Below are 23,569 nucleotides of genomic sequence, written 5' to 3'. Positions count from 1 at the left end.
TAGAAAATAGTCACTAGGAAGGGACGCTCATGTCTTACGTGTTTCACCGTCATTGCCACGCCAAATTGCCCACTATCGCCAGAGGGGAAGGGGTTTATCTGTTCGATAATCAAGGCAACCAATACCTCGATGCTTGCGGCGGTGCTGCTGTTTCAAACCTTGGGCATAGCCACCAAGCTGTTAAACAAGCCATGCTCGACCAAATCGAAAAAGTGCCTTTTGCTCACACGGGCTTTTTTACTAGTGAAGTAAGTGAGCAGTTGGCTGAGTTGATTTGCCAGCAAATGCCATCACACTTCAATCACGTCTACTTAGTCAGTGGGGGCTCTGAAGCGGTTGAATCTGCACTAAAGATGGCAAGGCAATACTTTGTGGAATGTGGCAAACCTGAGAAAAAGCAGTTTATTGCCCGCCAACAAAGCTACCACGGTAATACACTTGGTGCGTTGGCTGTTGGTGGTAACGAATGGCGGCGTGAGCCTTTTAAACCCATTTTGCACCCAAGCCATCACATTGCGCCGTGTTATGCCTATCGTTGTCAAAGAGAAGATGAGTCAGAACTCGATTATTCACTGAGAGCCGCCAATGAGCTTGAAGCTAAGATTTTAGAACTGGGCGCGGATAACGTCATGGCGTTTGTTGCGGAGCCTATAGTTGGCGCAACAGCGGGCGCAGTGCCTGCCACTCAAGGTTACTTCAAACGAATACGAGAGATTTGCGATCGCTATGATGTGCTGCTGATCATGGATGAGGTGATGTGTGGCGTTGGGCGCAGCGGTAGCTTTTTTGCTTTTGAACAAGAGCAAGCCGTCCCAGACTTAGTCTGTATGGCGAAAGGGTTAGGGGCGGGTTATCAGCCTATCGGAGCCGTTGTTGCCAACGATAAAGTCTATCAAGCGATCGCGTCTGGTAGCGGTTTCTTTCAGCATGGGCATACCTTTATGGCGCACCCTGTTGCATGCGCAGCCGCCGTTGCAACCATTCAGACTATTGGTGACCAAAAGCTCCTGCAAGCCGTCAATCAACAAGGATCAATGTTAAAAAGAGAGCTCGAGTCAGCACTTTCAGACTTCCCGTATGTTGGGGATATTCGTGGTAAAGGGCTGTTTCTTGGCATTGAGCTTGTCGCAGACAAAGTAAGTAAAATACCGTTGCCTAATTCAACTTTGGCAGACAAAAAGATCAAGCAACAAGCGATGAAAAATGGACTGATGTGCTACCCAATGGGCGGCACGATTGATGGTGTAAATGGGCATCATATCCTTCTTGCACCGCCTTTTATCATCGAACGAAGCCACATTGACGAGCTGGTGGAAAAGCTCACTCGTACACTTAGAGAGGTGTCGCAGAAATGGCAGTGAACTCCCAAACTAAAAGAGCTCGAATCGCGATTATTGTTGCGCCCAATGGGGCGAGAAAAACTAAGCAAGACCATGATCAATTGCCGATAACTATTGAAGAAATGGTTGCCGAGGCGAAAGCATGTCAAACAGCAGGGGCTACCATGATCCATTTGCACGCGAGGGATACGCAAGGCAGGCATTCTCTAGAGGTTAATGACAATTTAGAAATCTACCACGCGGTGAAAGCTGCTGTGGGGGATTCGATGATTGTTCAGCTCACGACTGAGGCTGTTGGGATGTATTTACCACAACAGCAAATGGCGCTGATCAAAGCGGTAAAACCAGAAGCCGCTTCCTTTGCTTTGCGTGAACTGATTCCTGATGAGCAGAGTGAGGAGCAAGGTTTTGTCTTTTTTGATTGGGTCGCTGCTCAGGGCATTCTCAGTCAAATCATTTTGTATGATCAGGCAGACATCGAGCGCTATTTCTCCCTACGAGAGCGAGGCGTTTTACCAAAGCACAACCAACACGCGTTAGTGGTACTTGGTCGATATCATGAGGCTCAACAATCTTCGCCATGGGATTTACGGGCATTGCATTTGGAGCGCTTTATCGAAGAGAACGTTAGATGTGCCGTGTGCGCGTTTGGCGCGAGAGAGCAAGATTGTTTAACCCATGCAATGCTTCTGGGATTGGATGTTCGGGTAGGCTTTGAGAACAACCATTTGAGTTCGAATGGTCAACTTGCAAAAAGCAATGCAGAACAAGTCCAACGACTAAAAGAGGTCAGTGAATTACTCGGTGTACCACTGCATGATGCGGAGAGTTTTCGAGATTCCATTTAGTCACGGATACAAAAAGGCTCCAATCGGAGCCTTCTTCAAATTTATTTTAAGCTTTCAGTCTGAGGGATAGACTGGCGTGCCGGATGCTTGATAAACACCGCTACGATTGCTGCAATTGCAAGTGCGAAACAGTAGTAAGAGTTCGCAACAACTTCTAGTGGAGAAAGGTTAAATACCGAGCCCAATAGTAGAACCTGCGCACCGTATGGCAATACACCTTGGATAACACACGAGAAGATATCCAACAAACTTGCAGAGCGACGTGGTGATACGTTGTTCTCTTCTGCCAGCTGACGAGCCACGCTACCTGATACGATGATGGCAACCGTGTTGTTAGCGGTACAGGTATTTACCATCGAAACCAGACCAGCAATACCTAGTTCGCTTGCACGACCGTTTGCTTCTTTTGAGTGGCTAGAACCAAACGTACGGATGATGCCGCTCACTAGGTTAGTCAGGAACGCGAGACCGCCTTGGCGACGCATAAGCTCACTCAGACCACCAATCAGCATGGATAGTAGGAAGATCTCTTGCATGTTGCCAAAGCCAGAGTAGATGTCTTGTGCGAAGTTGGTTAGACCGTAATCATCGATAGAAGACAAGCTCACGCCACCCGCCAAAACGATACCAATAGTAAGCACGACAAACACATTCATGCCTGACACAGCAAGGATAAGAATCGTCACATATGGCAGCACTTTCAACCATTCAATAGGACCAGTTTCTGGTACTTGAGTCGCTGTGCTGTTGAAGGCGAAGATCACAAGCGCCACCAGTGCTGCTGGCAGTGCGATACGGATGTTCTCTTTGAATTTGTCCTTCATCTCACAGCCTTGAGAGCGTGTTGCCGCAATGGTGGTGTCTGAGATGATCGAAAGGTTATCACCAAACATTGCGCCGCTAAGTACTACACCAGCAGTCAATGGAAGGCTCATACCTGCCGATTGAGCAATACCCAGAGCAACAGGCGCAACTGCAGCGATGGTGCCCATTGAGGTGCCCATTGCCGTCGCGATAAACGCAGAAATCAGGAAGATACCCGGCAAGATCATGCTAGTTGGAATCGCAGATAGACCAAGGTTAACAGTCGCATCTACGCCGCCAGACGCTTTTGCTACCGCAGCAAAGGCACCAGCAAGCAGGTAGATCATACACATTGCGATGATGTCTTGATGACCTACACCACGCATAAAGTGCTCGATAGAACGATTGAGTTTGTCTTTGCTTAAGATGAGCGCAAGGATCACCGCAGGCAATACCGCGATAGGCGCTGGTAATTGGTAGAACGCGAAATCAACGCCTTGCAAAGATAAGTAAGTACCCACGCCAATAAACAGCGCAAGGAATAGCACTAAAGGTAAAAGTGCGACCGCTGATGGTGCGATTGCTTTATTAGAATTTTTAGAACCAGACATGTGAACGACAACATAATCAATAAATAAGGCGAGCAGACTAATCTGACACCAAAGACTTGTCAACGTCTAGACGTCTAAATGGCTGGTTATTTTTAATCGAAAAGACCAAGAAAAAAGGCTCACATAACATATCTTATTGATACTGTGAGCCTTTGTAGAATTTTACTTGTGTAGAGTATTTACGCTTTTTTTCGTTTGAGAAGCGCGAAGATCATCAGTGAGAACAGCAGTGCTGCGCTAGACCAAACCACGTAGCGATGATCGGTATAGAACTGGCTAAGGACGCTTAAATGCTCAAACGCGAAGTTGGTGAGCAAACTGAACACGGCAACCCAAATGGTGGTTGCAAGCGCGTTACCTAATAAGAACTCTTTGCGCGGCATCTTAGCAATACCGCAAGCAAGCGGCATAAACTGCTTCATTCCTTCCACGAAGCGGCTAACAACCAAACAAGCAGGGCCATACTTCTGAATCGTACTTTGTAGCTTCTGCATTTTGGGGCCAGAAATATAGCCTTTCTTGTCTAACCAACCTTCAAAGTAATAACCAATCAGGTAGCCGCAAGTGTTGCCAAAAAAGCAACTCAACCAAGAGACTATCATCACCAAGCTAAGGTTCATGACATGCTCGGATGATATGATAGACGCCGCAATCATCAGCGATTGCCCCGGCATCGGAATACCAATGCCTTCAAGAAAGATGCTGACGATAAGCGCGAGATAACCATATTGCTCAAGCAGCGGCTTCATCGCCATCAATAATTCATTTATGTGTTCCAAACGCTTTCCTCTAACAAAAGTGGAACGAAGCTGGAGTGATACTCCTGTTAGTTAGCTTGGTCAATCGACGTTGTTCTCAGTCAGTAAAATCTGACACGCCGTTGATAATAGTGCTGCGTATTTAGTCTTTTAGGTTACGCCTTACTAAGTCGTGCATTTGTTTAATGGTCATCAATGCTAACCAGATGATCTCTTCGACAGAGCGTTGACCAGCCGGTGAGGAGGGATGATCGGCATCGGTTTTATTGCTCAGTGCAGGAAGCTCATGCACGCGATTGTCACGAATCGTACCGACCAACGCATCCATCGCATCATGAATCAGACGTTCGACTTGGAGTGAGCCTTGGTAGTGGGTGCCCGCTCTAACTAGAGGGATCAGCAAGCAGAGGTAGTGACTCAACAAGCGATAATGGCTCAACATATCTTCGTAATAATGCGGATCGGCGCGAGTGTGCCTTGGCTCTTGCTGCATCTCGTTGTAAATCAGTTCAAGGTCGCTTTCGGCAGTGAGCATAGCGGCACGTTGCTTAGTGAGCGCCATATGATCACGTTGCTCAGTGTCGACTTGTAACTGCTCATAGCAGTACACAAATAAGCTTTTTGAACTATCGAGTGCTTTTAATGCTTGGGTATGAATCTCCTTACCTCGCCACTGCGGCCACAATAAGCCATAACCGAGCAAGACAATTGCGCCACCGACGACATTGTCTATCAGGCGCGGAGCGGCAAAGTCGAGCCCTTGGTGTGCCATGGTCTGATAAACCAAAATTAACAGTGCGGTAATACAGCCAATCGCCAGCGAGTAATGACGCATAATATTGAGCATTGCGACAGGTAATAGAACTGCGATCAATGCAAGCAGAATGGTCGTTGGAACACCAAGGTGAATCAATGAGGTGGCGAACAATACCCCAAGCGCTGTACCTAAACAGCGTTGCCAAGTTTTACTTCGGGTTGCCAAGAAACTTGGCTGAATGACCATCAACATGGAAATCAACACCCAATCCGGGCGAATCAATTCAAAGTATTCGGCAATCCCTGCTCCAAGAGCAAACATCAAACCAACGCGAGTCACATGGCGCCAAATCGGGTTGCCTCGACTCGGTAAACGAAAAGACAGCTCGAATGGTTGCACCTCAAAGGAGCGTTCATAAGCGGGTTCATTAAGCTCAATACGACGAGAAATATGCTTGACCGCGTATGCCCAGTAGCGAAAGCGAGGTTGGTCTTCTAGCTTCACCGACTCAATCAAATCGTGAGCTTCCTGTTCTAGTGAGCTCAAGTGTTCCATCTCTTCATGCGTGTTATGCAAAAGCTGCTTGGCTTTGTGCCTTAATCTTTGCTGACAGTGTTGGCTCCAAACCAAGAGCAGATCTCGTTTCGGTTTACTGGATTGAAATTGCTTGAGCAGATCAGGGTTGCTGGTATGGCTGCTCAAGACGACTTCAAACGTATCGAGCGCCAAAAACAAAGCCTGACGCAGAGAGTTGGCGTCTTCATGTTTCGAGCGAAAAGATTCTGATTGCAGAGCTTGCTGAAACAGTTCAATCAACTGATATTTGATGCGCCGCTTCGGGGCATCGTTTTCGCTTCCAAGTAAAAAAGCTTGGCGATATTGAATGTAGTCCGCTAGCGTCTCGTAAATCGCAGAAAGACAAACACGCAGTGCGTAATGTTTCCATAAGGCAAACCAAAGCCAACTGAACAGCGCAAAAGTGAGTGGCCCCAACACCAACATAGGATAGAGGCCCACTACCGCACTGGAATTATGCAGCGACAAGCTCACGACCGCGATCAGTAAGCTCGACATGCCAAGACGTCCCCAAAACGGACCATTCACTGCTGTACTCGCCAATACTGCTCCCATCGCGCCGTAAGTCAGCCACAGTGGTAAGCCCATATTCAGCAGGGCATAACTGATGATGAGCGTAATGCTCCACGTGAAAGCGGTAATCGCAAAGCGTGTCCAGCGTCTAGGACCGGCAGTGTCTAAACCACTTATCAATGCTGCGGGCATGGTCATTAAAGCCGTCATGGCGAGATTGATTTGGTTGAATAACACACCCAACCCCATGAACAGAACAATCGCGCTGGTGGCACGCAAACCAAGGTTGATAGAAGGGGAGTACCAGATTTTACGCAGAAAGGCAGGAGATAACGTCATAAACCCTCATTACAGTTGGCAACCCCTTCAGTGTAACGCGAATATCTTTAGATGTGCCGGCTTCAACCACAGTTTGAAAAATTGAAGCGGAGTCGTTACTTAATCGACGCATCTCCAAGCTGAGTAAATAGCCAATCATTGAACAGCGATACTTTTCGCGCTGCGAGACGATAGTTCGGCACAAATACGTAATAGCCATAATGGCTATGCATACTCAGTTGTTGGATGTGGTAGACCTCACCTCTCGACATCGCCTGCTGCGCCATAAAATCAGGCAGGAGAGCAAGCCCTTTGCCGAGCTTGACCGCTTCATAAGAAAGATAGAAATGCTCATGACCGACGGGGTGATAATGAATCGCGCTTTGCAGAGATTGTTCTAGTTTGAACTGCTCCCACAACTGCGGGCGTGTCGTTTGAGGAATAAATGCGAAATCCGTAATGGACTGTTTGTCGTTACATGTTGAAGAACTTGATGAGCCCGTTAGCAGCAGCGTTTCTTGACGCAACAATCGACCATGTTCGTAGTGACTAGAAAGAGGAAGGCAACGGATGGTGATGTCGCTGTCTACGTCTAGCTGATTTATTGGACCATCACTGGTGCGAACTTTAACGCGGATATCAGGATGGATTTGATGGAATGCATCAATGTTTGGCACCAACCACAAACTGGCGAAAGAAGGCGTAACATCCACCACCAGTAACTCTTGCTCTGTGTCGGTTTGAATTAAGCTCGCCGTCGCATGTTGGATGATCTCCAACGCTTCAGTCACCTTGGGTAAGTAACGTTTTCCTTCTTCGGTGAGCTCAATACCATTGATACCACGCTGAATTAAAGGCAGCCCAACCAGTTGTTCTAGCGTCGCAATCTGTTTGCTCACGGCACCTTGAGTTACGCACAAACTCTCTGCCGCTTTAGAAAAACTCAGTTGGTTAGCAACCGCAACAAAGGTTCGAAGTGCACGAATAGAAGGGTATTCACTGCCTTTTAGCATGAGCTCATGTCCATTGATGAATGCTTAACCACAGACTAAGAGATTTTGGCTAGGAATCAAAGCGATGAGTTGAGGGGGAGATACAAATTGCATGTCTCGTCCTAAAATACGTTGACAGTTTTACACTAAGCCAACTGCCCCAGCAGTTGGCTTTTTTCATGCACCTCATTTGGGGTTCTCATCCCGAGACTAAGGTGCGGCCTCATATTGTTATAGATACTAACGGACTGCTTTACTAGCTGTTTGAGCTCTTCGATATTCCGACTCCTATGAAATAAGAACTCTTGCTTTAGTATCCCGTTGACCCTCTCAGCTAACGCGTTCTGATAACAGTCATATCCATCGGTCATTGATGGTTTTATATCGCCAACTTTTAACAGCGTTTGGTAGACGCTTGAGCAATATTGGAGCCCTCGGTCTGAATGATGAATACATGGACACCGATATTGGCGAGCTTTTATCGCCATACGTAATGCCTTTACAACATCGGTTGCTTTCATCTCATTGCTCAATTCATATCCCATAACTTTACGGCTAAATGCATCTGTCACGAGTGACAAGTAATGGACGCCTTCGTCTGATTGAACATAAGTAATGTCACTGACTAATACTTCTTCGGGGCGACTAGGCTTAAACTCCTGAAGCAAGTTAGGATGCTTTTTCATCCAATGACGACTGTTGGTTGTCTTTGTATAGCTGCGCTTTGGTCGAATAAGAAGCCTTTCATGACGTAAGTAGTCAAAAAGTGCATCTCTACCCAGTTTAATGCCAGCCCTTATCAGCTTTGGTTTGAGTAAAAAGTGTAGCTTTCTCGTTCCAATTCGAGGCATATAACGGCGCAACTCTAGGACCATTTCCTTTACTGGTTGGATTTCTATTTTCCGCGCAGTTGTTCGTTTCTCTCTTTGGTAAACACTTTGTCTCGATATTCCACATAAGCGGCAGACTCTGGCTAAACTGAGCCCTTTCTGTTTTTGAAGGCTTCTCGCTCCTTGGCAAGATACTTTTTTCTCAGGTTTGTCCCATGCTCAGAGTCAAGAATATCGACGACTTCATTCAAGAACAGGTTTCTTATCCGCTCGTCTTCGAGTTCTCTTTCAAGACGTTTGGTTTTTTGAGCGGGTGACTCATTCGGCTTTGTAGTTTTATACATGGCGTTCTTCCTTGGGTTATGCGTCCAATCCATTTTTCCATGCTTTCTTAGCCAAGTTAAAACGGTTGAGCGACCTTGGATACCATAAACAGCTTGCGCTTGTTTGTAGGTCATTTCGCCTTTTTCCACGGCATCAACGACCTGTAATTTAAAGCCTAGTGTGTAATCACGCTGAGTGCGCTTAATGTAGGATGTATTTGAAGTTGTCATAATTAGTCCTCAATGTGTAAACACATTTCAGGACGAGACAGCAGATACAAAAAGGGCCAACCCTTTCGAGTTGGCCCTTTCCAAACGTTTGGTGGAGCTGGCGGGAGTTGAACCAATGTGTCAATATTTTAAGATTCAGCTAATTAGCTTGGTGTTACCAATTTGGTGTAGCATCAAATGTTACATCAATTTCCTACTGCAAAAGGAACTGAACCCCCGTCCAAATATAACTTTTTGCTATTAAAGCCAGTGTTAATCATAGCAAAATAATCTTAAAACCACATGTGATGGTTATTCATCAACAGGTGATTTATTACTGTCGAGCAATGAGTTTAGCATACTCGATGAGGACAGTATCAGACCAACTCTTAGACCCAAAGGTTTGAACACTTTGTTTAAATGATATGAGCCAAATATTGCCCATATCATGGATTCTTCGGTATTAATGAGTATGTTCTTACTCACTTAGCTTTTATCTAGATCTCTTAGGTGATCAAGTAAGTATTCAGTGTAGTAAAGTGGCATCACTATGTGCTCTTTCTCTGTTGCTGGAGAGCCTTGAGTGCCTGTAAGTTTGATCGTCTTGTGGGGCTTGCACTTTTCGATGTAAGACTGCAATGATTTTGCTCGGGTTCGCTTACCGCTCTTTACTTCTACAGGCACAATACGGCCTAGGTCATCAGCGATTATGAACTCTATCTCAGCCCTTGCGTCTCCCCAAGAGAAACTTGGTTCAATACCTAGTGCGGCGATTTCCTGTTGAACATAGTTTTCTGCGACATATCCCTTGTATTCATAGCCTTGCTGTTTGATTTCACGGTAACCCGTGCCGAGCATATGGTTCAACAGGCCTACATCAAATAGAAATAATTTAACTGCATTTTCCTTCTGATAAGCAGCTAAAGGAGAACGAGGTTGTCCTTCAATAGGATGATTCTTTAGCGCAAGTCGACACTTGTGAAGCCATGTGATCGCACTTTCATATTCAGCATATCGAGATTTGCGTTCGTGAACGCCTTTGAATTTGAATCGTTTAACGGAGTCATCGAATACCGAAGATAACTGGGCTGGGATGCTTCTAAATACAGACTCGATGAGTTGCGCATCTACTTTTCCAGAGTATTTTCCGAAATCACGCATGTAGCCCTCAATTAAGTTTCGATGGACTTCAGAGACGGCTTCAATTCGGTCAATGATACTGAGTTGAGAGTTTGCGAACCATGAGTTTACGGCTTCAGGCATGCCGCCAACGAAGTAATAATCAGTTAGCAATTCGATTAACTTGGAATGAGCCGCAGAAGAACTCAGCTTTTGGTCAAACGCTTTTTGAAGAGCTTTCTCTCCAGATGCCCACAAAAACTCCCTGAAAGTCAGTGGCCTTAAGTTGTGCTGTTCAACTTTTCCAACAGGGAAGGAGGTGAGCAATCCAATATTGGAACCACTTGCAGCAACATAAGCTTTGGGAGCCTTTTCTGCAAAGTATTTAAGTGCGGTAACCGCTCTAGGACACTCACCAATTTCATCTAAAATAAGTAGATCTGTAGATGGTTCGAAGGTTTGCCCTGTTAAGAGTTCAATATTGGTGATGATGTCATCAGGATTTAAAGATCCAGCAAAAGCTTCCATTAACTCAGGACTCTCTAAAAAATCGATCCTTAGGACATTTTCGAATGTACTTCCTAATAGCTCCTGCAATAAGAATGTTTTGCCAGTTTGTCTAGCTCCGTCAATCAGTAGAGGTTTCCTAGTTGGCTTGCCTTTCCAGGTGAGTAGGTTTTCAAGCAATGTTCGTTTCATCTAGCCACCTTAGTGATAGCGATTTCATGTTCGATGCTTATTACATAAAAATGCGCGATAAAATGCAAGGTTAAACATTTTAATGCGCATAAAAATGTTTTATTTTACATTTTAATGCGCGTAAAAGTGAATTTTGGTGTGCATATGATTATGTAGGGGAGCGAGGCGCAGTAATGAGTATATGGTGAATGCTTCATACTTAGTATAAGCAAATGTCAATCTGGACAAGCTAGTCTTTAGCAAAAGCAGGGCTGGCTCAACAGATATTGACGCTTGCAGGTAATGCATTGTAATTGTTCACTTTTCTATGGCGTTAAAATTAAATGGAGGTAATCAATGAACAAACAAAGAATGGTTGGGAGGAGAAAGCCAAAGGCTTTCATAAATCAAATGGAAAATTTTCCTTTAAAGGTAGTATGCCTTGATCTTCAAGCTTCCTGGTTTTAGTGGGATAGAGCCTTTTGGATTACAAATGAAAGTGGTACTGCCCGCAATGATCTTTTCCACTGGATCGTGTTGATGACCTGCAATCCAGTATCGTGCTTTAGAGATCAGTTCGTCGCTCAAACCAGCTTGGTAGTACGGAGCATAATCGCTGCTGGCATTTTGCTCGACAGCAAAAGCTTCTTTTGATGGGAGATGATGAGATATTGCTATATCAACTTTCCTTGGAAAGTTGTTAATGAATGCCTTGTGCTGCTCTTCAATCATTTGATTGCTGATGTACTTTGTATCATTCATCAGTTCTGAGTACGTATCTATTAGTCCAGGCGAGTATGTGTGGATAGGAAACCAAAGAGTGCCGCCATAGATGGTATATCCATCTAAATCAATTGACTCATTGTCAAGAAAAAACAAGTTCGCAGTTGTGTCACTGTGCACTTTAAGCTTTGCTATTGGGGAGTACCTGCTGTCAGGGGAGCTTATTGAATCTTGTTTGTGCAGATAGCCAGAACGGTAAGATTTACTTTTACTACCGTACCACTCGTGGTTCCCCGCAATGAGGATAACGGCTTTGAAGTAAGAGCAAAGAACATTTTTTACATACGTAATGCCATTGAGCGCATTGGCGGTGTCACCCGCAATAATCAAAACAGCGTCATGATCGAAGTCATACCAAAAGCTCCGATGGATACCGTGTAAATCCAAGTGCAAATCAGATACTGCGTAAAATTTCAATTTCTCCACCTGATGAGTTTGTAAATGTGGCCTTTGTGTACAGTATACCTACTGCTAATTAAGAGCTAGTCATTCCCATTGTATTGAGGAAAAAGCTAAGCGTACTATCCTTTGAATATTCATAGGAGCTAAATGACTATAACAACCTAATTTGTTGATGAATTAATAGAATGGAGTCATACATTCCCCTCTGGGTCATCGTTAATGTGGTAAATAATGTGAACAAATATCACAAATCTTTAGTTTTAGGTGAAATGACAGGTTAAATAGTTATTTAGCCCGTGCCTTTAGGCGCTCTTTGGGCGTCAGTGTTTCATATAATGCTATGAATAAAAAAGTAACCAATGAAACGTTTTGCTATGGAAGACTCGAATCCCTCTCTAAAGTCAGAGCGAGAACATCACTACGACTTTAATTACCCTTTCCCACCTAGGCACCATGACTGGTACTGGCGTGATGCTTCAATGAGCTATGATGAGGCTATTGAAGCGTTCCATGCTCAAAGTGAAGAAGATCAGCACATTAGACGTAATCCCGTAAATCGAGATACTCCAAAGAAAGTTGTGGATCCCAATTCCCATGATGGCAAGGGGTATCCATTTCCACCAAGGCACTCAATGACTTGGCAGAATAATGAATATGGTGTGAGTTATGATGAAGCTGTTGCTTTGTATGAACATGAAAGGGCAAAGGCAGTTAACCCTAGAATGGTTCGTAATCCCCTTGTGAATGTTTCGCCTAAAACTCCTGACGGTTCACGTCCTGCGCTTCAATCTATGAATCAAGAGTTAGCTAAGACTGCGTCAACGCCCGTTGTTAGTCCAGAGAATTCATATTGGCCGCCATACAATCCACTAGCGAAGGAAGGGGAAAAAGAGCTCGATGTAATCTACACAAAACCGATTACAAGTATTGCAGTCTTATCCTCGGAAGAAGCTTACGAACTCTTGCAGAACAAATACAAAGAGTTTGGTGGTAAGAAGCTCTCAGATGACTTAAAAACTTATGTCATTGGCGTTGGTAAAGGATCGTATGATGCTTTTAAAACAGCTCAAGGGCTAGGCGGTGTCGGGGTTCATGCTGTTGTTAAAAAGATTGATGGTGTTGACTGGTTCATCATTAAGAACTTCCGTTTCCATCAGCAAACGATCATGCAAGGTTATAAGTGGAAAGCCAATAACCCGCAGGTGATCAAGATGGGTTTGGGCATAAAAGATCTTCAAGCTGCGAAAAGTTTTGTCAGAGTAAATGTAGGCTTAGAGGTAGCGTTTGCTGTGGGCATCAATGCTGTAGATTACATCCTACGTGATGAAGCGACGCTGTCGGAGTTTGTTGGTAATTCTGCGTATGATATTGTGAAAGGCGTGACGTCGTTGGCTGTTTCTACTGCTGTAACTGCTGCTGTCGTTGTCGGTGTTGGTGTTACGTCAATTCTAGCGTCAGGACTAATATTTGTAATTGCATCCTACATGATCGGTAACAAAGTAAACCAAGCATATGATGGTTTACTTGACGAACTAAAAAACTTAGCAGAGGAACAAGCCGAAGATTATGTGGATAACCTGAATGGTTATACCTACTCAATTTCTGATGCGCTTATGAAGGTTACGATGTGAAAAATATCCTTTTAATTCTATTTTTTTGCGGTTTAGCAGTAGTTTGTTTTGATGCAAGCTTAGGCTATGTATCAATAGCTCAGAGTGTTGGTGATGTAGTTACTGTTGATGGTTTTATGAATATCGCGGGTGCATACGGCATGCTTTTGCTGTCCATATGTGTCGTTTTGAAGTCTTCATGTTTACTCATGGGGGGGAAGCTACCAGAGATTAATTGGAACTACGTTGTGTATGGTTTGCTTCTAGTGATTACACCAAGTGCCACATACATCACGTATACGAATATTCAATCTAATATTGAGGAATATGTCGAGTGTGAGGATGCGAGGGAATTTTCTCTTCGATATTCCAGTCGTACTTACGCAATATCTCATGAGTTATGTCAGCCTCAGTAATTGGAAAAGATTTGAAGTATTTGAAGGTAGTAGTGATAATTATCACTGTTGTTTTGTCAGGGCTCTTTTGCTATCAAAATATTTTAGCCACGCAAGACTTTGGTGATGTTGTTAAAGTTAGTGGAGTTATAAATATAGGGGCTGCGTATGCAGTGTTTTTTGTAGGACTCTGCTCTCTCAGTGGAGCATTAGCGCTTACTTTCAATTCGCCTTTCCCTATATTTAGAGAGAAGGTTTTGTTATTTATTATTCTAGTTATCGCTCCTGCATTAACCTATATCACCTATCAAGAGATCCAGAGCAATATAAAAGGGTACTTTGAATGTCAAAATGCTAGTGAAACAACGTTAAGGTACTCTAGTCGTACATACGCAGTATCGCCATCTTTATGTGAACAACAACCGTAATAAACCACCCTTGAAACTCATATTAACCTCCTGAATAGCCCAAGACATTCAGGAGGTTAAATGAGCAAATTACAACGACTCACTATTGCACTTCTAAATAATCTCAAGCCCATCCTATTAACGCTAAGTCTACCGATTACGAAGTTAACTAGTCTGCTATGAAAGACAGTGGTTTGCTGACGGGTGTTCGCTGCCGAGTCGGTATGGAAATGGATTATTCTGCGTGAATGGTTACTTCACTATCGTTGTATGTTATACCATATAAGTAACTAACCACGTCTTTGACACCTTTACTAGTCATTGTGTGGATTTTGTTTTGTTTATGTAACCTTAGCTATTGTTGTATCTATCATTGTTGATAAGATATTTGAAGAGTGGGCAATCTCTGACAAAGTAGTGGGATCTTTAAAAAATGCGACAGTTGACTAACGTTAATCGTACAAAAGTAGCCATTTCAGGATGCATTCTTTTATCTTCCTTGGGAGGTGCTTGGCTATACAGTATCTATTTAGTCTTTAAAACCATAAGTGATATTACTAGCTTTCAAAAAGTAATAGATATAAATGTTTATGCTCTATGGATGCCAGTAGGGGCTTTAGGATTAGTCGTTATTATATGTGCTGCGTTTGCGATCTCATTGTATACGGGACAAAAAGCCGATGTAGTATGGGGAAGTAAAGGACAAAGCTTCTGTAATTTTTTCATTGGGATATGCATTGTTTTAGGATTAGTTTCAGCGTTTGCTACTTATCAATGGATGACTGGCGAGCTTGAAAGAAATGGCTACGTATTTAGCAAGGAAGATAGCCGATTTTCCGCATTTGGTAGACACGAAGTTTACTTAAAAACGGAGCCTTTGAGGTGATTGGAAGCTTTACTTTTATCTCGTAACAAACCATCCTTGAAACTCATATCGATCTCCTGAATAGTCCTATAAATTCAGGAGGTTAATTGATTAACTTACAACGTCTCACCACTGCATTTCTAAACAATCTCAAGCCTAACCCTGCCAACGCTAAATCCACCGATTACGAAGTTAACTTGTCTGCTATGAAAGACAGTGGTTTGCTGATTGGTGTTCGCTGCGAGTCGGTATAGAAATGGATTATTCTGCGTGAATGATTACTTCACTATCGTTGTATGTTAGGCCATATAAGTAACTAATCAGGCCTTTGACACCTTTGTTACTCATTGTGTGGGTTTTGGTTTGATTATGTAACTTTAACTACTCATTATCTGTTTTCAGAGTGCTAGTCTTGAGAATCAAAAACTAAGAATAGTATTTGGCTGTGTTCATTTTTTTGGTTTGTTCATAAAAAATGAACAGAATAATTAAATGAACGTGTTATGTGATTCTTATCTTGATGACACCTCACTTGCGTATAGGTGACTATGGCATTTAGGGCAGATTGGTGTACTAGGTAGCGTAACTTGCCACTGGCATTGACACATGATGCACTCAAATTGAGCTGAACGTTTTGGTACAGGTACTGGCTGGATAGCTTTCGTTGTTGATTGCCATGATTCGGAGCGGTGAAGGTTGAAATTCCTCTGGTTGCGATGACGATATTGGTCATTACGAAAGCTCGGAGTAGGTGGTGGTGTGTACTGAGATGCCTTTAAGGATAATCGCTCAGTCGCTTCTTGTTCCAATTGAGCATAGCGCGGATGAAATACCCACACTTTAGATTCGACATCGTTTTGAAGGTAATCTTTTAGTTTGTCCAGTTGCCGAGTCCCTGACACTTTATCGCGTGTAAATAGGTGATGTGTATCATCCAACTTGATTTCGAGCACACCGCATTGCCTGTTATGTGGTGTGAGCAATTCACTTGGAAGTGGACGGTTTGGGTGAGTGAAATAAATAACAAAGGTGAACTCACCGACTCTACCCACTACATCTACTATACATTTTTCAAATGAAACTTCTTTATCGACGTTATCAAGTAAGATGGTAGATGACTTAGCAACCAAAAAATCTTCTTTGAAGTGCTTTCCTTTCGCTTGTTTTGTCAGAGAACTCCTGTACTCAGGAAGAACAATAGATATACCTGTTTCTATCACTTGTCTCGCCATCATGCGCACAGAAACAAAAAAAGAAAAATCACATTCTTTATCAGTTCCTTCAACCTTGCGGCTCGCATGAGCAAAGTGCCATTGCTTTTCTTCACCTTGTCTCGCAATCAGTGGTGTGTGGCAAGAAGGGCATATACAGCCGCAATTCATCCCTCGCACAACATCAGCGACATCAACGAATGTCTGATCTTGGATTCTTAAGCCGAAAGGCACATGTTGAAGCAGCATCAAAACGTGAATAACTCTCAATTTAGCGACGGTATGTACTGATTTTAGGCAAGAATGCTTTATAAATATGTTAGATAGGTTATGAATTGTGCCTTTGTTTTCGTATTGTCTTTTATACAATCGATTATTAACTGCATGAAAGTGATGTAATTGTCGGGGCTAGATATGGATGAGCTTGAGCTAATTGAACAAAAGATTCATGAGCTAAAAAAGGAGCTGGCTCAACTTGAACAGCAGAAGCAGCGTCTATTGACGCAGGAAGCGATTGACAAGGAAGCTGCATGTGAAATGTCACCCCAGCAAAAACTGTCTATCTATCAGAGTTATTTTAAAGGCAATACTCAATGCTATGCGCATAGGTGGCAGAATCAACAAGGCAGAAGTGGTTATGCGATTGCTTGCGAAAACGAGTGGCATCAAGGTGTATGCGGTAAACCTAAAGTAAAGTGTTTGGAGTGCCCCAACCAAGCATTCAAGCCGTTAGGTGACGATGCTATGTATGCCCACCTTACTGGCAAAGAGGTTATTGGTTTGTATCCTATGCTGGCGAATAACACCTGTTGGTTACTAGCGGTTGATTTTGATAAAAGTGATTGGCAAGAAGCCTCTCTTGCGTATGTCGAAGTGTGCAAACTAAAAGGCATCGATTGTTTATTCGAACGATCTCGCTCAGGTCAGGGGGCACATGTCTGGATTTTCTTTGCACTGGCGACTGACGCAAAAGTAGCTCGGCAATTAGGGTTCTATTTACTTGATGAAGCCATGAAAATTCATGGTGCTTTGTCATTTGATTCCTATGACCGCCTATTCCCCAATCAAGACGTGCTACCTATCGGGGGAATTGGGAATCTGATTGCTTTGCCGTTACAAAAACAAGCTCGTTTAAATGGAAACTCGGTGTTTGTTGATCACTCTTTTACACCATACCCTGATCAATGGGAGGTGTTAGCGTCGACGGGACGATTACCTATTGAGAAAATAGAATTACTTCTCGAAAGCAGAGTTGACCATCGAAATGATAGTGAAGGTGGCGCATCAATCAAGCCATGGGAACGAACTGTGAACACAAGCGCTGCCATCCAAGACAAACCGAAGGCGTTAGACATCGTTCTTGCCAATCGATTGTACTTACCGATAAACCAAGTTCCGAATCCTCTAATTGCTCAGTTTAAAAAATTGGCATCCTTTTCGAATCCAAAGTTTTTCAAAGCCCAAGGGCTGCGTTTGTCGACCAACGGAATTGCGCGTTTTATATGCTTGGCGGAATTAGACAGTGGTTACTTGAGCTTACCGAGGGGGTGTTGGGATGACTTACAGGCTATTTGCTTAGAGTTAGGGATTGTTCTCCAAGTTACGGATAATCGTTTTGCTGGTCAGGTGCTAACGGACATGACATTTGTTGGCTCTTTGCGCTCAGCGCAAAGTAAAGCGATTGATGAGCTAATGCAGCATGATATTGGTGTTCTTCATGCTCCGACAGCCTTTGGTAAAACGGTAACAGCAATTGGTCTAATACAAAGGCGAGGAGTCAATACACTTGTCTTGGTGCATAACAAGCAGCTTGTTGACCAGTGGCAGGAGCGCTTAAAAGCTTTCACTCAGGGTATCGATATCGGCGTATATACAGGAAGCAAGAAGAAACCGACTGGACAAGTTGATATCGCGACTTATCAAAGTTTGATAAACAGAAGCGACAATAGTGTTCATGCAATGGTGAAAGAATATGGTCAAATCATTGTGGATGAATGCCACCATCTATCAGCACCACAATATGAGCAGGTGTTATCTGAAGCGCATGCTAAGTACGTCGTTGGGATTAGTGCAACACTTGAAAGGCGAGATGGGCATCAACCGATCATATTTATGCAAGCAGGTAGAGTAAGACATACTATAAAGTCAGACCGTAACAACCAGTTTGCTCAGGTACTAGATTGCCGAGAGCTGAACCTCGAAGTGCCATTACATTTGTCTTCGAATGAACCTAAACCTCATATTTCTGAGATTTATCGCTGGTTAATGCTTCACCCTATACGTAACGCCACCATTGTTGAGGGAATTCAAAATGAGGTCTCCAATGGCCGAGTTCCGATCGTGTTAACCGAGCGGAGAGATCACGCCAATATCATTGCTGGTTTGCTTAATGATGTGGGGATCACACACCAAATATTAGTAGGTTCGATGAAGAAAAAGCAGCAAGCAGAGGTGATGTCGAAGCTAGGCAGTACACAGGTCATTGTTGCTACGGGACGTTTTGTAGGAGAGGGTTTTGATCTTCCACGCTTAGATACTTTGATATTGGCGCTGCCTGTGTCTTGGAAAGGCTCGTTAATCCAATATGGGGTATTCGAAATAGTGTGAGTATCGATTAATAAACATACAGAATTGATACCCACACTTCACAAACCCTATTCGTGTGTATTTGGTTGTTTTTCAAGCAAAGTAACCATGTCTCTAAACAGAGCTTTAAAGGCTCTATGTCTTAAGCCATGCATTGTTACTTTTGGATCGTCTTTCTTCAACAATTCGAACAGTGGATCATGGGTTGGTTTGTTCAAGGACTTCATTGACACTTCCAAGCCGCCTTTGTTGTAAAGCAGCTTCGCTCTAAGCACTTCAAAGCTATAACCACGACCATTCCTAAACACACCCTTGATTGTGTTGTTCAGACTCTCCGTAACTGCGTTGGTGTAAGGATAGTCCCACCAATTAAAGATAGGCTCATGCCAGTTATCAACGGCTCGTATGGCGTCTTTGAAGTATTTTCTGACAGGTGGTGTAGATACTGCTTTCCAGTTCTCCCAGTAGTCCTCAGCTTCTTTTCTGGTAGGCATATCCCACATATCGAGAAAAGCCTCTTTAGCGTTATACACTTCCATCAACGTTGGGTATTCCTCTGTCCAGAAATGGAATGACGCCAGCTCGTTTAAGCCCTTGATGTTTGCTCTACGCTTAAGCAGTATCTTTCGGTCATTCTTGAGCTTCTTACGCTCCTTGTCTGATAGTTCGGCTCGTATCGCCTTACGTGCTTTCTCCATAGCTTCACCAGCCATCTTGGCAACGTGAAAGCGGTCGATAACTACAACTGAATTAGGCAATAGCTGTTTCACAGCGCGGTAATACGGTCGCCACATATCGATACAGACGATCTCAATATCTTTCCATCCATTCAGCCTCATAATGGCTTTCTGAGTGGCATCCTGAGATCTATCTTTACGCATATCGAGTAGGGTTCTACGCTCAATATCCGTCATGACAAGGTGCATCTTCTTGCTGAAATGAGTCTCATCGATACCAAGAACGCGAGGAGCAAGCCAATCGTGCTTACCTTCGATAATATCCACGTAGTTGGCGAATACGTTACGTATAGTGCCTTCGGTGATACCCATTTCAGTGGCTACATGTGTAAACGACACTTTCCCACACATTCGCATGATGTAGTCTTCTGCTCGTTTAGTCATACGAAAATCATTAGAGAGCCAGTCCAATTGTTCAAAGCGAGTCTTGCTACAATCCTTGCAGCGAAGTCGCTTTCTATCGAATTGAATCTTGATGGTTTTGCCGTACATACGAGTGTCGTTGTAAGGTTGGTTTACCTTGCCGACGATTACTGTATTGATTGATCCGCACTCGGAACAAGTGCGGTTAGGGGATATAGATTGAGCGTGGAATATACAGTGATCGTCATATTCTTCACGCTCAATCACTTTTAGGTTTTCGAGATTTAACATGGTTATCGAGAGACGCGAGGGATAGGTTTTTGAGATACGGCTAAGTCCTCAAGCCCTTTAATCATTTGTTCCATTTTATTCGGGAACTCAAGTTCATGAACCTTCGCCTCTAACTCCTTTACTTTCTTTTCAAGTCGTTGATTATATCGAAAAACATCGTTTAACTGTTCAAAGTTCCCCGATTTTGCAAGAAGTAGAGAAGCCATCCCAAGCTCTGCATCACGATTGCATTCAAACTTCCAATCAGAACTTTTACCTAACCTATGACCACGAACAACGGTTATCTTTCCTCTCAAACCAACATATAAAAGACCCCATTTATTCGGAAGTTCTGATTCAGATATTAACCCCTCTGGGCAGATGTAGTATCGAAAATTACCCATACCTAATTCTGGGTTAGCCCTAAACGGCTTGTTTCTATCTGCTAAAAAATCACTACGACTAACTTTTGCCTCTATGACTATGGTTTCAGTTCCATAAGCGGTTCTTAATCCGATCGCGTCAACAATTTCACCACCATTAGAACCAGATTGCACCTCTGAAAACGCATTAGGGCATCCACAACCGCCAGCACTATGCGAGCGCTTTAGCCAGCCAACTGCTTTTTTACATAAGTCGTTATGGGTAATTTCTTTTGCCATCAATACACACTCTTTTACGAATTAAACACCTTTAAACTGTATCAGCGTTATCGACTTGCGTACACATCATTTTACGAATACCCCCAATATGTAGGACGAATACAGCGAGATTACAAAGGAAAAGAGGAGGTGAAAGTGATCGACTATATTGATACAAAAATTCCAATGTTGCTCAGGATGTTCAACAAGCGAGAAAAAGGGTATCGGGCATTAGGTTTTTTCGACAATGATCAGAGCACGTGGCAAAATAGCCTCATCTAGCTAGTTCTAAACTACAACTTTGCTGCGCGTACAACGTGATAGGGATAAAGGGAAAATGGATAGTAACAGTGAAATAAGGAAAATAGTTTTAGATCTATTTGTTCAAGAAGAACTTGCAGATGAATGGTTGAATACGCCCAAATGGTTTTTTGATGATTTGACTCCGTTAGAAATGCTACAAAAGCCAGAAGGGAAAGAAGCCGTTTTATCCATTTTGGAGCGAATTCGCTATGGTGATTTATCATAACATAGGATTTTGATGTTGGAAAAATAGAAGAAGTCATCCAAGTATCACTACAACTACAACTACAACTACAACTACAACTAATATTTAGCCATGGCACCTTTGAAATATGTGCCAGTTGTAGCAACCAAAGAAGATATGATTTGGTAATAAAGCCAGTTCATCGCCATTGTTAAATAAAAATTAAATACACTTTCTGTATTACTTTTTAATTCAGTATTCAACATTGATTTGTGAGTAAATTATTTAAATATTCAAGCCTATATACTTTTCCTATGTAAAAAACGATTTGTGATGAATTTAATTTAAAGGATATTCGGCCTTTTTGGTGTTGGTTAAGTTTTGCACAGCATGAGTGCGGTGTAAAAATAGGCTCAATTTTAGGTCGCACTTTACCTTTGCCAAACTTGGCAGTCGATGTGCCAAGTTTGGCAGAAGAAATTTATCTCGATTGGCTGCTTATTTCTTTAATAGAATGCAAATTTTTCATTCACTCCTTATATGTAATTATAACTTTATAATAGTTATAACGGTTATAATAGTTATAACATAAAAAATAGAATTATTAAATCTAAAATTAGATCCTAAATGTTTCATGTACTGATTTTGATTTATTACCTGATCAATATTACTAAATGGTGCTACTTTTTAGTTTAATTATTTAATTTGTTGGCGGCATAATTAAATGCTTTACTATTTGAATTTTATTTGATACTTATTTGTATATATTAACTATCACGTATTTTGGAATGTTTATTATGTATAAAGGTCAAACGTTATCTTTAAATAAAACAAATAGAAAAGAAGCTTTGAGAGGCTCTCAAAGCAGTAAACAAGATGTTCAGATGAAAGAGGGCTTTGTTGCTTAATTCGGTGAGAAGACATGGCAGTCCCATGTTGAACGCTTCTTAAACAACATACTGAGTTTCAGGCATACCAAGCCCTGTTAGCTTGTTCAGCGCTTTGATCATGGCATAAGTTTCGCCAACCTGAGCGTTGTAGTTTCTTAAGCTTAATTTTCCACCTAACAACTGTTTCACCCGATGCATTGTTGTCTCTGATAGTGAGCGCTTATGATAGCCATACCGCTTTTTCCACTTCTCGTTGGAACCGTAGAGCTTCTGGCAACCTACTGCTAAATTTCGAGGGTGTCCTTGCTCCCAGAAGGCTGCCCCTTCTCGTGGCGGAATGAGCGGAACTGCTCCCTTGATTCGTATAGCATCGTGACAACTCCTTGTGTCATAAGCACCATCACCTGATATCTCGATGATTTTACGACGTGTCTGCTTGAGTAAGTTGGGGAGCACTTCGGCATCGGTTACGTTCGATAAACTCAGCTCTGCTGCGATTATCTCGTGGGTGCTCGTATCTACTGCGATATGCAACTTACGCCATACTCTGCGCTTCCCATCAGTACCATGCTTCTTAGCCTTCCATTCACCTTCGCCATAAACTTTGAGGCCAGTGGCATCAATTGCCAGGTGTTGTATCGCACCTCTGGTTTTAGTTTTAAATGAAATCTCAACTTCCTTGGCTCGACGGCTTATACAGGTGTAGTGTGGACAAACTAGCGGGATATTAGCTAGCTTAAATACAGAGTCTAGAAAACCTTGTAGCGCTCTCAATGGCATAGAGAAAATGCGTTTCACCATCAGTGCAGTAGTAATGGCTAAGTCGCTGAACCGGCGAGGTCTACCACGCTTGCCTTGTTTGTTTTGTTTCCACTCAGCTATCGTTTCCTCATCAATCCAAAAGGTCAGAGAACCACGGTTGATTAAGGCTTTGTTGTACTGCTTCCAGTTAGTTGTTTTGTAACGAGGTTTAGGCATGAGGCTACGACGATTGATGGGTGTAGCCGATCAGATCGTAGCTTCTAGATTTAGTTCCATCGATTTAAGCAACAAAGCCGACTTGAGTTGTAGATAAGGGCTTGATTTGTCTAGCCATTTTATTGTCCTTTGCGATGTAACAACAGAATGTGACTAAATTCTGTGGTGTTGCAAAGGATGTTACTAAAGAAGAGAGATTAAGTGAATCACGATGAGATAGTGTGAGACGCTCAATGCTAGGTATTACAAGGCTTTAGAAAAGAAAAC

At 43.0% G+C, this 23,569-nt stretch carries 20 protein-coding genes; 9 read left to right on the top strand and 11 right to left on the bottom strand.

The features are described from left to right. The first annotated feature begins 29 nt into the window (after positions 1–29). The gene (locus tag KJB05_RS14850) at positions 30–1,361 is read left to right on the top strand and encodes an aspartate aminotransferase family protein (protein WP_208445218.1); all 1,332 of its coding nucleotides are present in this window, start codon (positions 30–32) and stop codon (positions 1,359–1,361) included. Beyond that, positions 1,352–2,188, top strand: a complete 837-nt coding sequence (locus tag KJB05_RS14845; protein WP_208445219.1) for a 3-keto-5-aminohexanoate cleavage protein — start codon at positions 1,352–1,354, stop codon at positions 2,186–2,188. Before KJB05_RS14850 ends, KJB05_RS14845 begins: the two co-directional genes overlap by 10 nt. A 41-nt stretch (positions 2,189–2,229) precedes the next feature. Here KJB05_RS14845 and KJB05_RS14840 read toward each other — a convergent pair whose 3' ends face one another. The 7 genes from KJB05_RS14840 to KJB05_RS14810 all read right to left on the bottom strand — a co-directional run bounded on the left by KJB05_RS14840 (position 2,230) and on the right by KJB05_RS14810 (position 11,877). Then, a complete protein-coding gene (locus KJB05_RS14840; protein WP_208445220.1) occupies positions 2,230–3,603 on the bottom strand; it encodes a Na+/H+ antiporter NhaC family protein in 1,374 nt (457 codons plus the stop codon). Between the two features lie 179 nt (positions 3,604–3,782). Next, the gene (locus tag KJB05_RS14835; protein ID WP_005440257.1) at positions 3,783–4,358 is read right to left on the bottom strand and encodes a DedA family protein; all 576 of its coding nucleotides are present in this window, start codon (positions 4,356–4,358) and stop codon (positions 3,783–3,785) included. A 145-nt stretch (positions 4,359–4,503) separates the two neighbouring features. Beyond that, positions 4,504–6,546: an FUSC family protein gene (locus KJB05_RS14830; protein WP_208445221.1), complete on the bottom strand. Its 2,043-nt coding sequence runs from the start codon at positions 6,544–6,546 to the stop codon at positions 4,504–4,506. A 95-nt stretch (positions 6,547–6,641) separates the two neighbouring features. Further along, positions 6,642–7,538: a LysR family transcriptional regulator gene (locus tag KJB05_RS14825; RefSeq protein ID WP_208445222.1), complete on the bottom strand. Its 897-nt coding sequence runs from the start codon at positions 7,536–7,538 to the stop codon at positions 6,642–6,644. Between the two features lie 125 nt (positions 7,539–7,663). Further along, positions 7,664–8,901, bottom strand: a protein-coding gene (locus tag KJB05_RS14820) for an IS3 family transposase (RefSeq protein ID WP_208445223.1) whose coding sequence is annotated in 2 segments (ribosomal slippage) — positions 7,664–8,529 and positions 8,529–8,901 — 1,239 coding nt in all. Because the reading frame shifts where the segments join, the coding sequence is not laid out codon by codon here. 465 nt (positions 8,902–9,366) lie between these two features. Continuing rightward, the gene (locus tag KJB05_RS14815) at positions 9,367–10,698 is read right to left on the bottom strand and encodes an AAA family ATPase (protein ID WP_128811517.1); all 1,332 of its coding nucleotides are present in this window, start codon (positions 10,696–10,698) and stop codon (positions 9,367–9,369) included. 405 nt (positions 10,699–11,103) lie between these two features. Beyond that, positions 11,104–11,877, bottom strand: coding sequence for a metallophosphoesterase (locus KJB05_RS14810; protein ID WP_208445224.1), 774 nt, complete (start codon positions 11,875–11,877; stop codon positions 11,104–11,106). A gap of 344 nt (positions 11,878–12,221) precedes the next feature. Here KJB05_RS14810 and KJB05_RS14805 point away from each other — a divergent pair, with 344 nt between their 5' ends. The 5 genes from KJB05_RS14805 to KJB05_RS14785 all read left to right on the top strand — a co-directional run bounded on the left by KJB05_RS14805 (position 12,222) and on the right by KJB05_RS14785 (position 15,393). After that, a complete protein-coding gene (locus KJB05_RS14805) occupies positions 12,222–13,493 on the top strand; it encodes a hypothetical protein (protein ID WP_208445225.1) in 1,272 nt (423 codons plus the stop codon). Next, positions 13,490–13,888, top strand: a complete 399-nt coding sequence (locus KJB05_RS14800) for a hypothetical protein (protein ID WP_213053085.1) — start codon at positions 13,490–13,492, stop codon at positions 13,886–13,888. Before KJB05_RS14805 ends, KJB05_RS14800 begins: the two co-directional genes overlap by 4 nt. 11 nt (positions 13,889–13,899) lie before the next feature. Further along, positions 13,900–14,295, top strand: coding sequence for a hypothetical protein (locus KJB05_RS14795; protein ID WP_208445226.1), 396 nt, complete (start codon positions 13,900–13,902; stop codon positions 14,293–14,295). A gap of 412 nt (positions 14,296–14,707) precedes the next feature. Beyond that, entirely contained in the window at positions 14,708–15,160 is a 453-nt protein-coding gene (locus tag KJB05_RS14790; protein WP_208445227.1) for a hypothetical protein, read from the top strand. A gap of 86 nt (positions 15,161–15,246) precedes the next feature. Then, positions 15,247–15,393, top strand: a complete 147-nt coding sequence (locus KJB05_RS14785; RefSeq protein ID WP_244142929.1) for a hypothetical protein — start codon at positions 15,247–15,249, stop codon at positions 15,391–15,393. A gap of 258 nt (positions 15,394–15,651) precedes the next feature. On the opposite strand, the gene KJB05_RS14780 is transcribed toward KJB05_RS14785, so the two are convergent. After that, positions 15,652–16,599: a competence protein CoiA family protein gene (locus tag KJB05_RS14780; RefSeq protein WP_208445228.1), complete on the bottom strand. Its 948-nt coding sequence runs from the start codon at positions 16,597–16,599 to the stop codon at positions 15,652–15,654. A 165-nt stretch (positions 16,600–16,764) separates the two neighbouring features. On the opposite strand from KJB05_RS14780, the gene KJB05_RS14775 reads away from it, so the two are divergent. Beyond that, positions 16,765–18,957 (top strand): DEAD/DEAH box helicase, encoded by a 2,193-nt coding sequence (locus KJB05_RS14775; RefSeq protein ID WP_244142931.1) that lies wholly within the window; start codon positions 16,765–16,767, stop codon positions 18,955–18,957. 47 nt (positions 18,958–19,004) lie between these two features. Here KJB05_RS14775 and KJB05_RS14770 read toward each other — a convergent pair whose 3' ends face one another. Both KJB05_RS14770 and KJB05_RS14765 read right to left on the bottom strand, forming a co-directional pair. Continuing rightward, positions 19,005–20,327: an ISL3 family transposase gene (locus tag KJB05_RS14770; RefSeq protein WP_208446516.1), complete on the bottom strand. Its 1,323-nt coding sequence runs from the start codon at positions 20,325–20,327 to the stop codon at positions 19,005–19,007. Between the two features lie 2 nt (positions 20,328–20,329). Continuing rightward, entirely contained in the window at positions 20,330–20,968 is a 639-nt protein-coding gene (locus KJB05_RS14765; protein ID WP_208446517.1) for an adenylosuccinate synthase, read from the bottom strand. Positions 20,969–21,284: 316 nt separating this feature from the next. On the opposite strand from KJB05_RS14765, the gene KJB05_RS14760 reads away from it, so the two are divergent. Then, the gene (locus KJB05_RS14760) at positions 21,285–21,476 is read left to right on the top strand and encodes an MbcA/ParS/Xre antitoxin family protein (protein ID WP_208446530.1); all 192 of its coding nucleotides are present in this window, start codon (positions 21,285–21,287) and stop codon (positions 21,474–21,476) included. A 905-nt stretch (positions 21,477–22,381) separates the two neighbouring features. On the opposite strand, the gene KJB05_RS14755 is transcribed toward KJB05_RS14760, so the two are convergent. Continuing rightward, the gene (locus KJB05_RS14755) at positions 22,382–23,302 is read right to left on the bottom strand and encodes an IS5 family transposase (RefSeq protein WP_213053073.1); all 921 of its coding nucleotides are present in this window, start codon (positions 23,300–23,302) and stop codon (positions 22,382–22,384) included. Positions 23,303–23,569 lie beyond the last annotated feature (267 nt).

It is taken from the genome of Vibrio sp. B1ASS3 (assembly GCF_905175355.1).
Lineage (GTDB): Bacteria > Pseudomonadota > Gammaproteobacteria > Enterobacterales > Vibrionaceae > Vibrio > Vibrio owensii.
This window is presented reverse-complemented; position numbering and strand designations above follow the sequence as displayed.

What these genes read in the sequence shown, in the direction of transcription:
- KJB05_RS14850 (WP_208445218.1), top strand. Translation starts at nt 30, where the DNA reads ATGTCTTACGTGTTTCACCGTCATTGCCACGCCAAATTGCCCACTATC.
- KJB05_RS14845 (WP_208445219.1), top strand. Translation starts at nt 1,352, where the DNA reads ATGGCAGTGAACTCCCAAACTAAAAGAGCTCGAATCGCGATTATTGTT.
- KJB05_RS14840 (WP_208445220.1), bottom strand. Translation starts at nt 3,603, where the DNA reads ATGTCTGGTTCTAAAAATTCTAATAAAGCAATCGCACCATCAGCGGTC.
- KJB05_RS14835 (WP_005440257.1), bottom strand. Translation starts at nt 4,358, where the DNA reads ATGGCGATGAAGCCGCTGCTTGAGCAATATGGTTATCTCGCGCTTATC.
- KJB05_RS14830 (WP_208445221.1), bottom strand. Translation starts at nt 6,546, where the DNA reads ATGACGTTATCTCCTGCCTTTCTGCGTAAAATCTGGTACTCCCCTTCT.
- KJB05_RS14825 (WP_208445222.1), bottom strand. Translation starts at nt 7,538, where the DNA reads ATGCTAAAAGGCAGTGAATACCCTTCTATTCGTGCACTTCGAACCTTT.
- KJB05_RS14815 (WP_128811517.1), bottom strand. Translation starts at nt 10,698, where the DNA reads ATGAAACGAACATTGCTTGAAAACCTACTCACCTGGAAAGGCAAGCCA.
- KJB05_RS14805 (WP_208445225.1), top strand. Translation starts at nt 12,222, where the DNA reads ATGAAACGTTTTGCTATGGAAGACTCGAATCCCTCTCTAAAGTCAGAG.
- KJB05_RS14790 (WP_208445227.1), top strand. Translation starts at nt 14,708, where the DNA reads ATGCGACAGTTGACTAACGTTAATCGTACAAAAGTAGCCATTTCAGGA.
- KJB05_RS14780 (WP_208445228.1), bottom strand. Translation starts at nt 16,599, where the DNA reads ATGCTGCTTCAACATGTGCCTTTCGGCTTAAGAATCCAAGATCAGACA.
- KJB05_RS14775 (WP_244142931.1), top strand. Translation starts at nt 16,765, where the DNA reads ATGGATGAGCTTGAGCTAATTGAACAAAAGATTCATGAGCTAAAAAAG.
- KJB05_RS14770 (WP_208446516.1), bottom strand. Translation starts at nt 20,327, where the DNA reads ATGTTAAATCTCGAAAACCTAAAAGTGATTGAGCGTGAAGAATATGAC.
- KJB05_RS14765 (WP_208446517.1), bottom strand. Translation starts at nt 20,968, where the DNA reads ATGGCAAAAGAAATTACCCATAACGACTTATGTAAAAAAGCAGTTGGC.
- KJB05_RS14760 (WP_208446530.1), top strand. Translation starts at nt 21,285, where the DNA reads ATGGATAGTAACAGTGAAATAAGGAAAATAGTTTTAGATCTATTTGTT.
- KJB05_RS14755 (WP_213053073.1), bottom strand. Translation starts at nt 23,302, where the DNA reads ATGCCTAAACCTCGTTACAAAACAACTAACTGGAAGCAGTACAACAAA.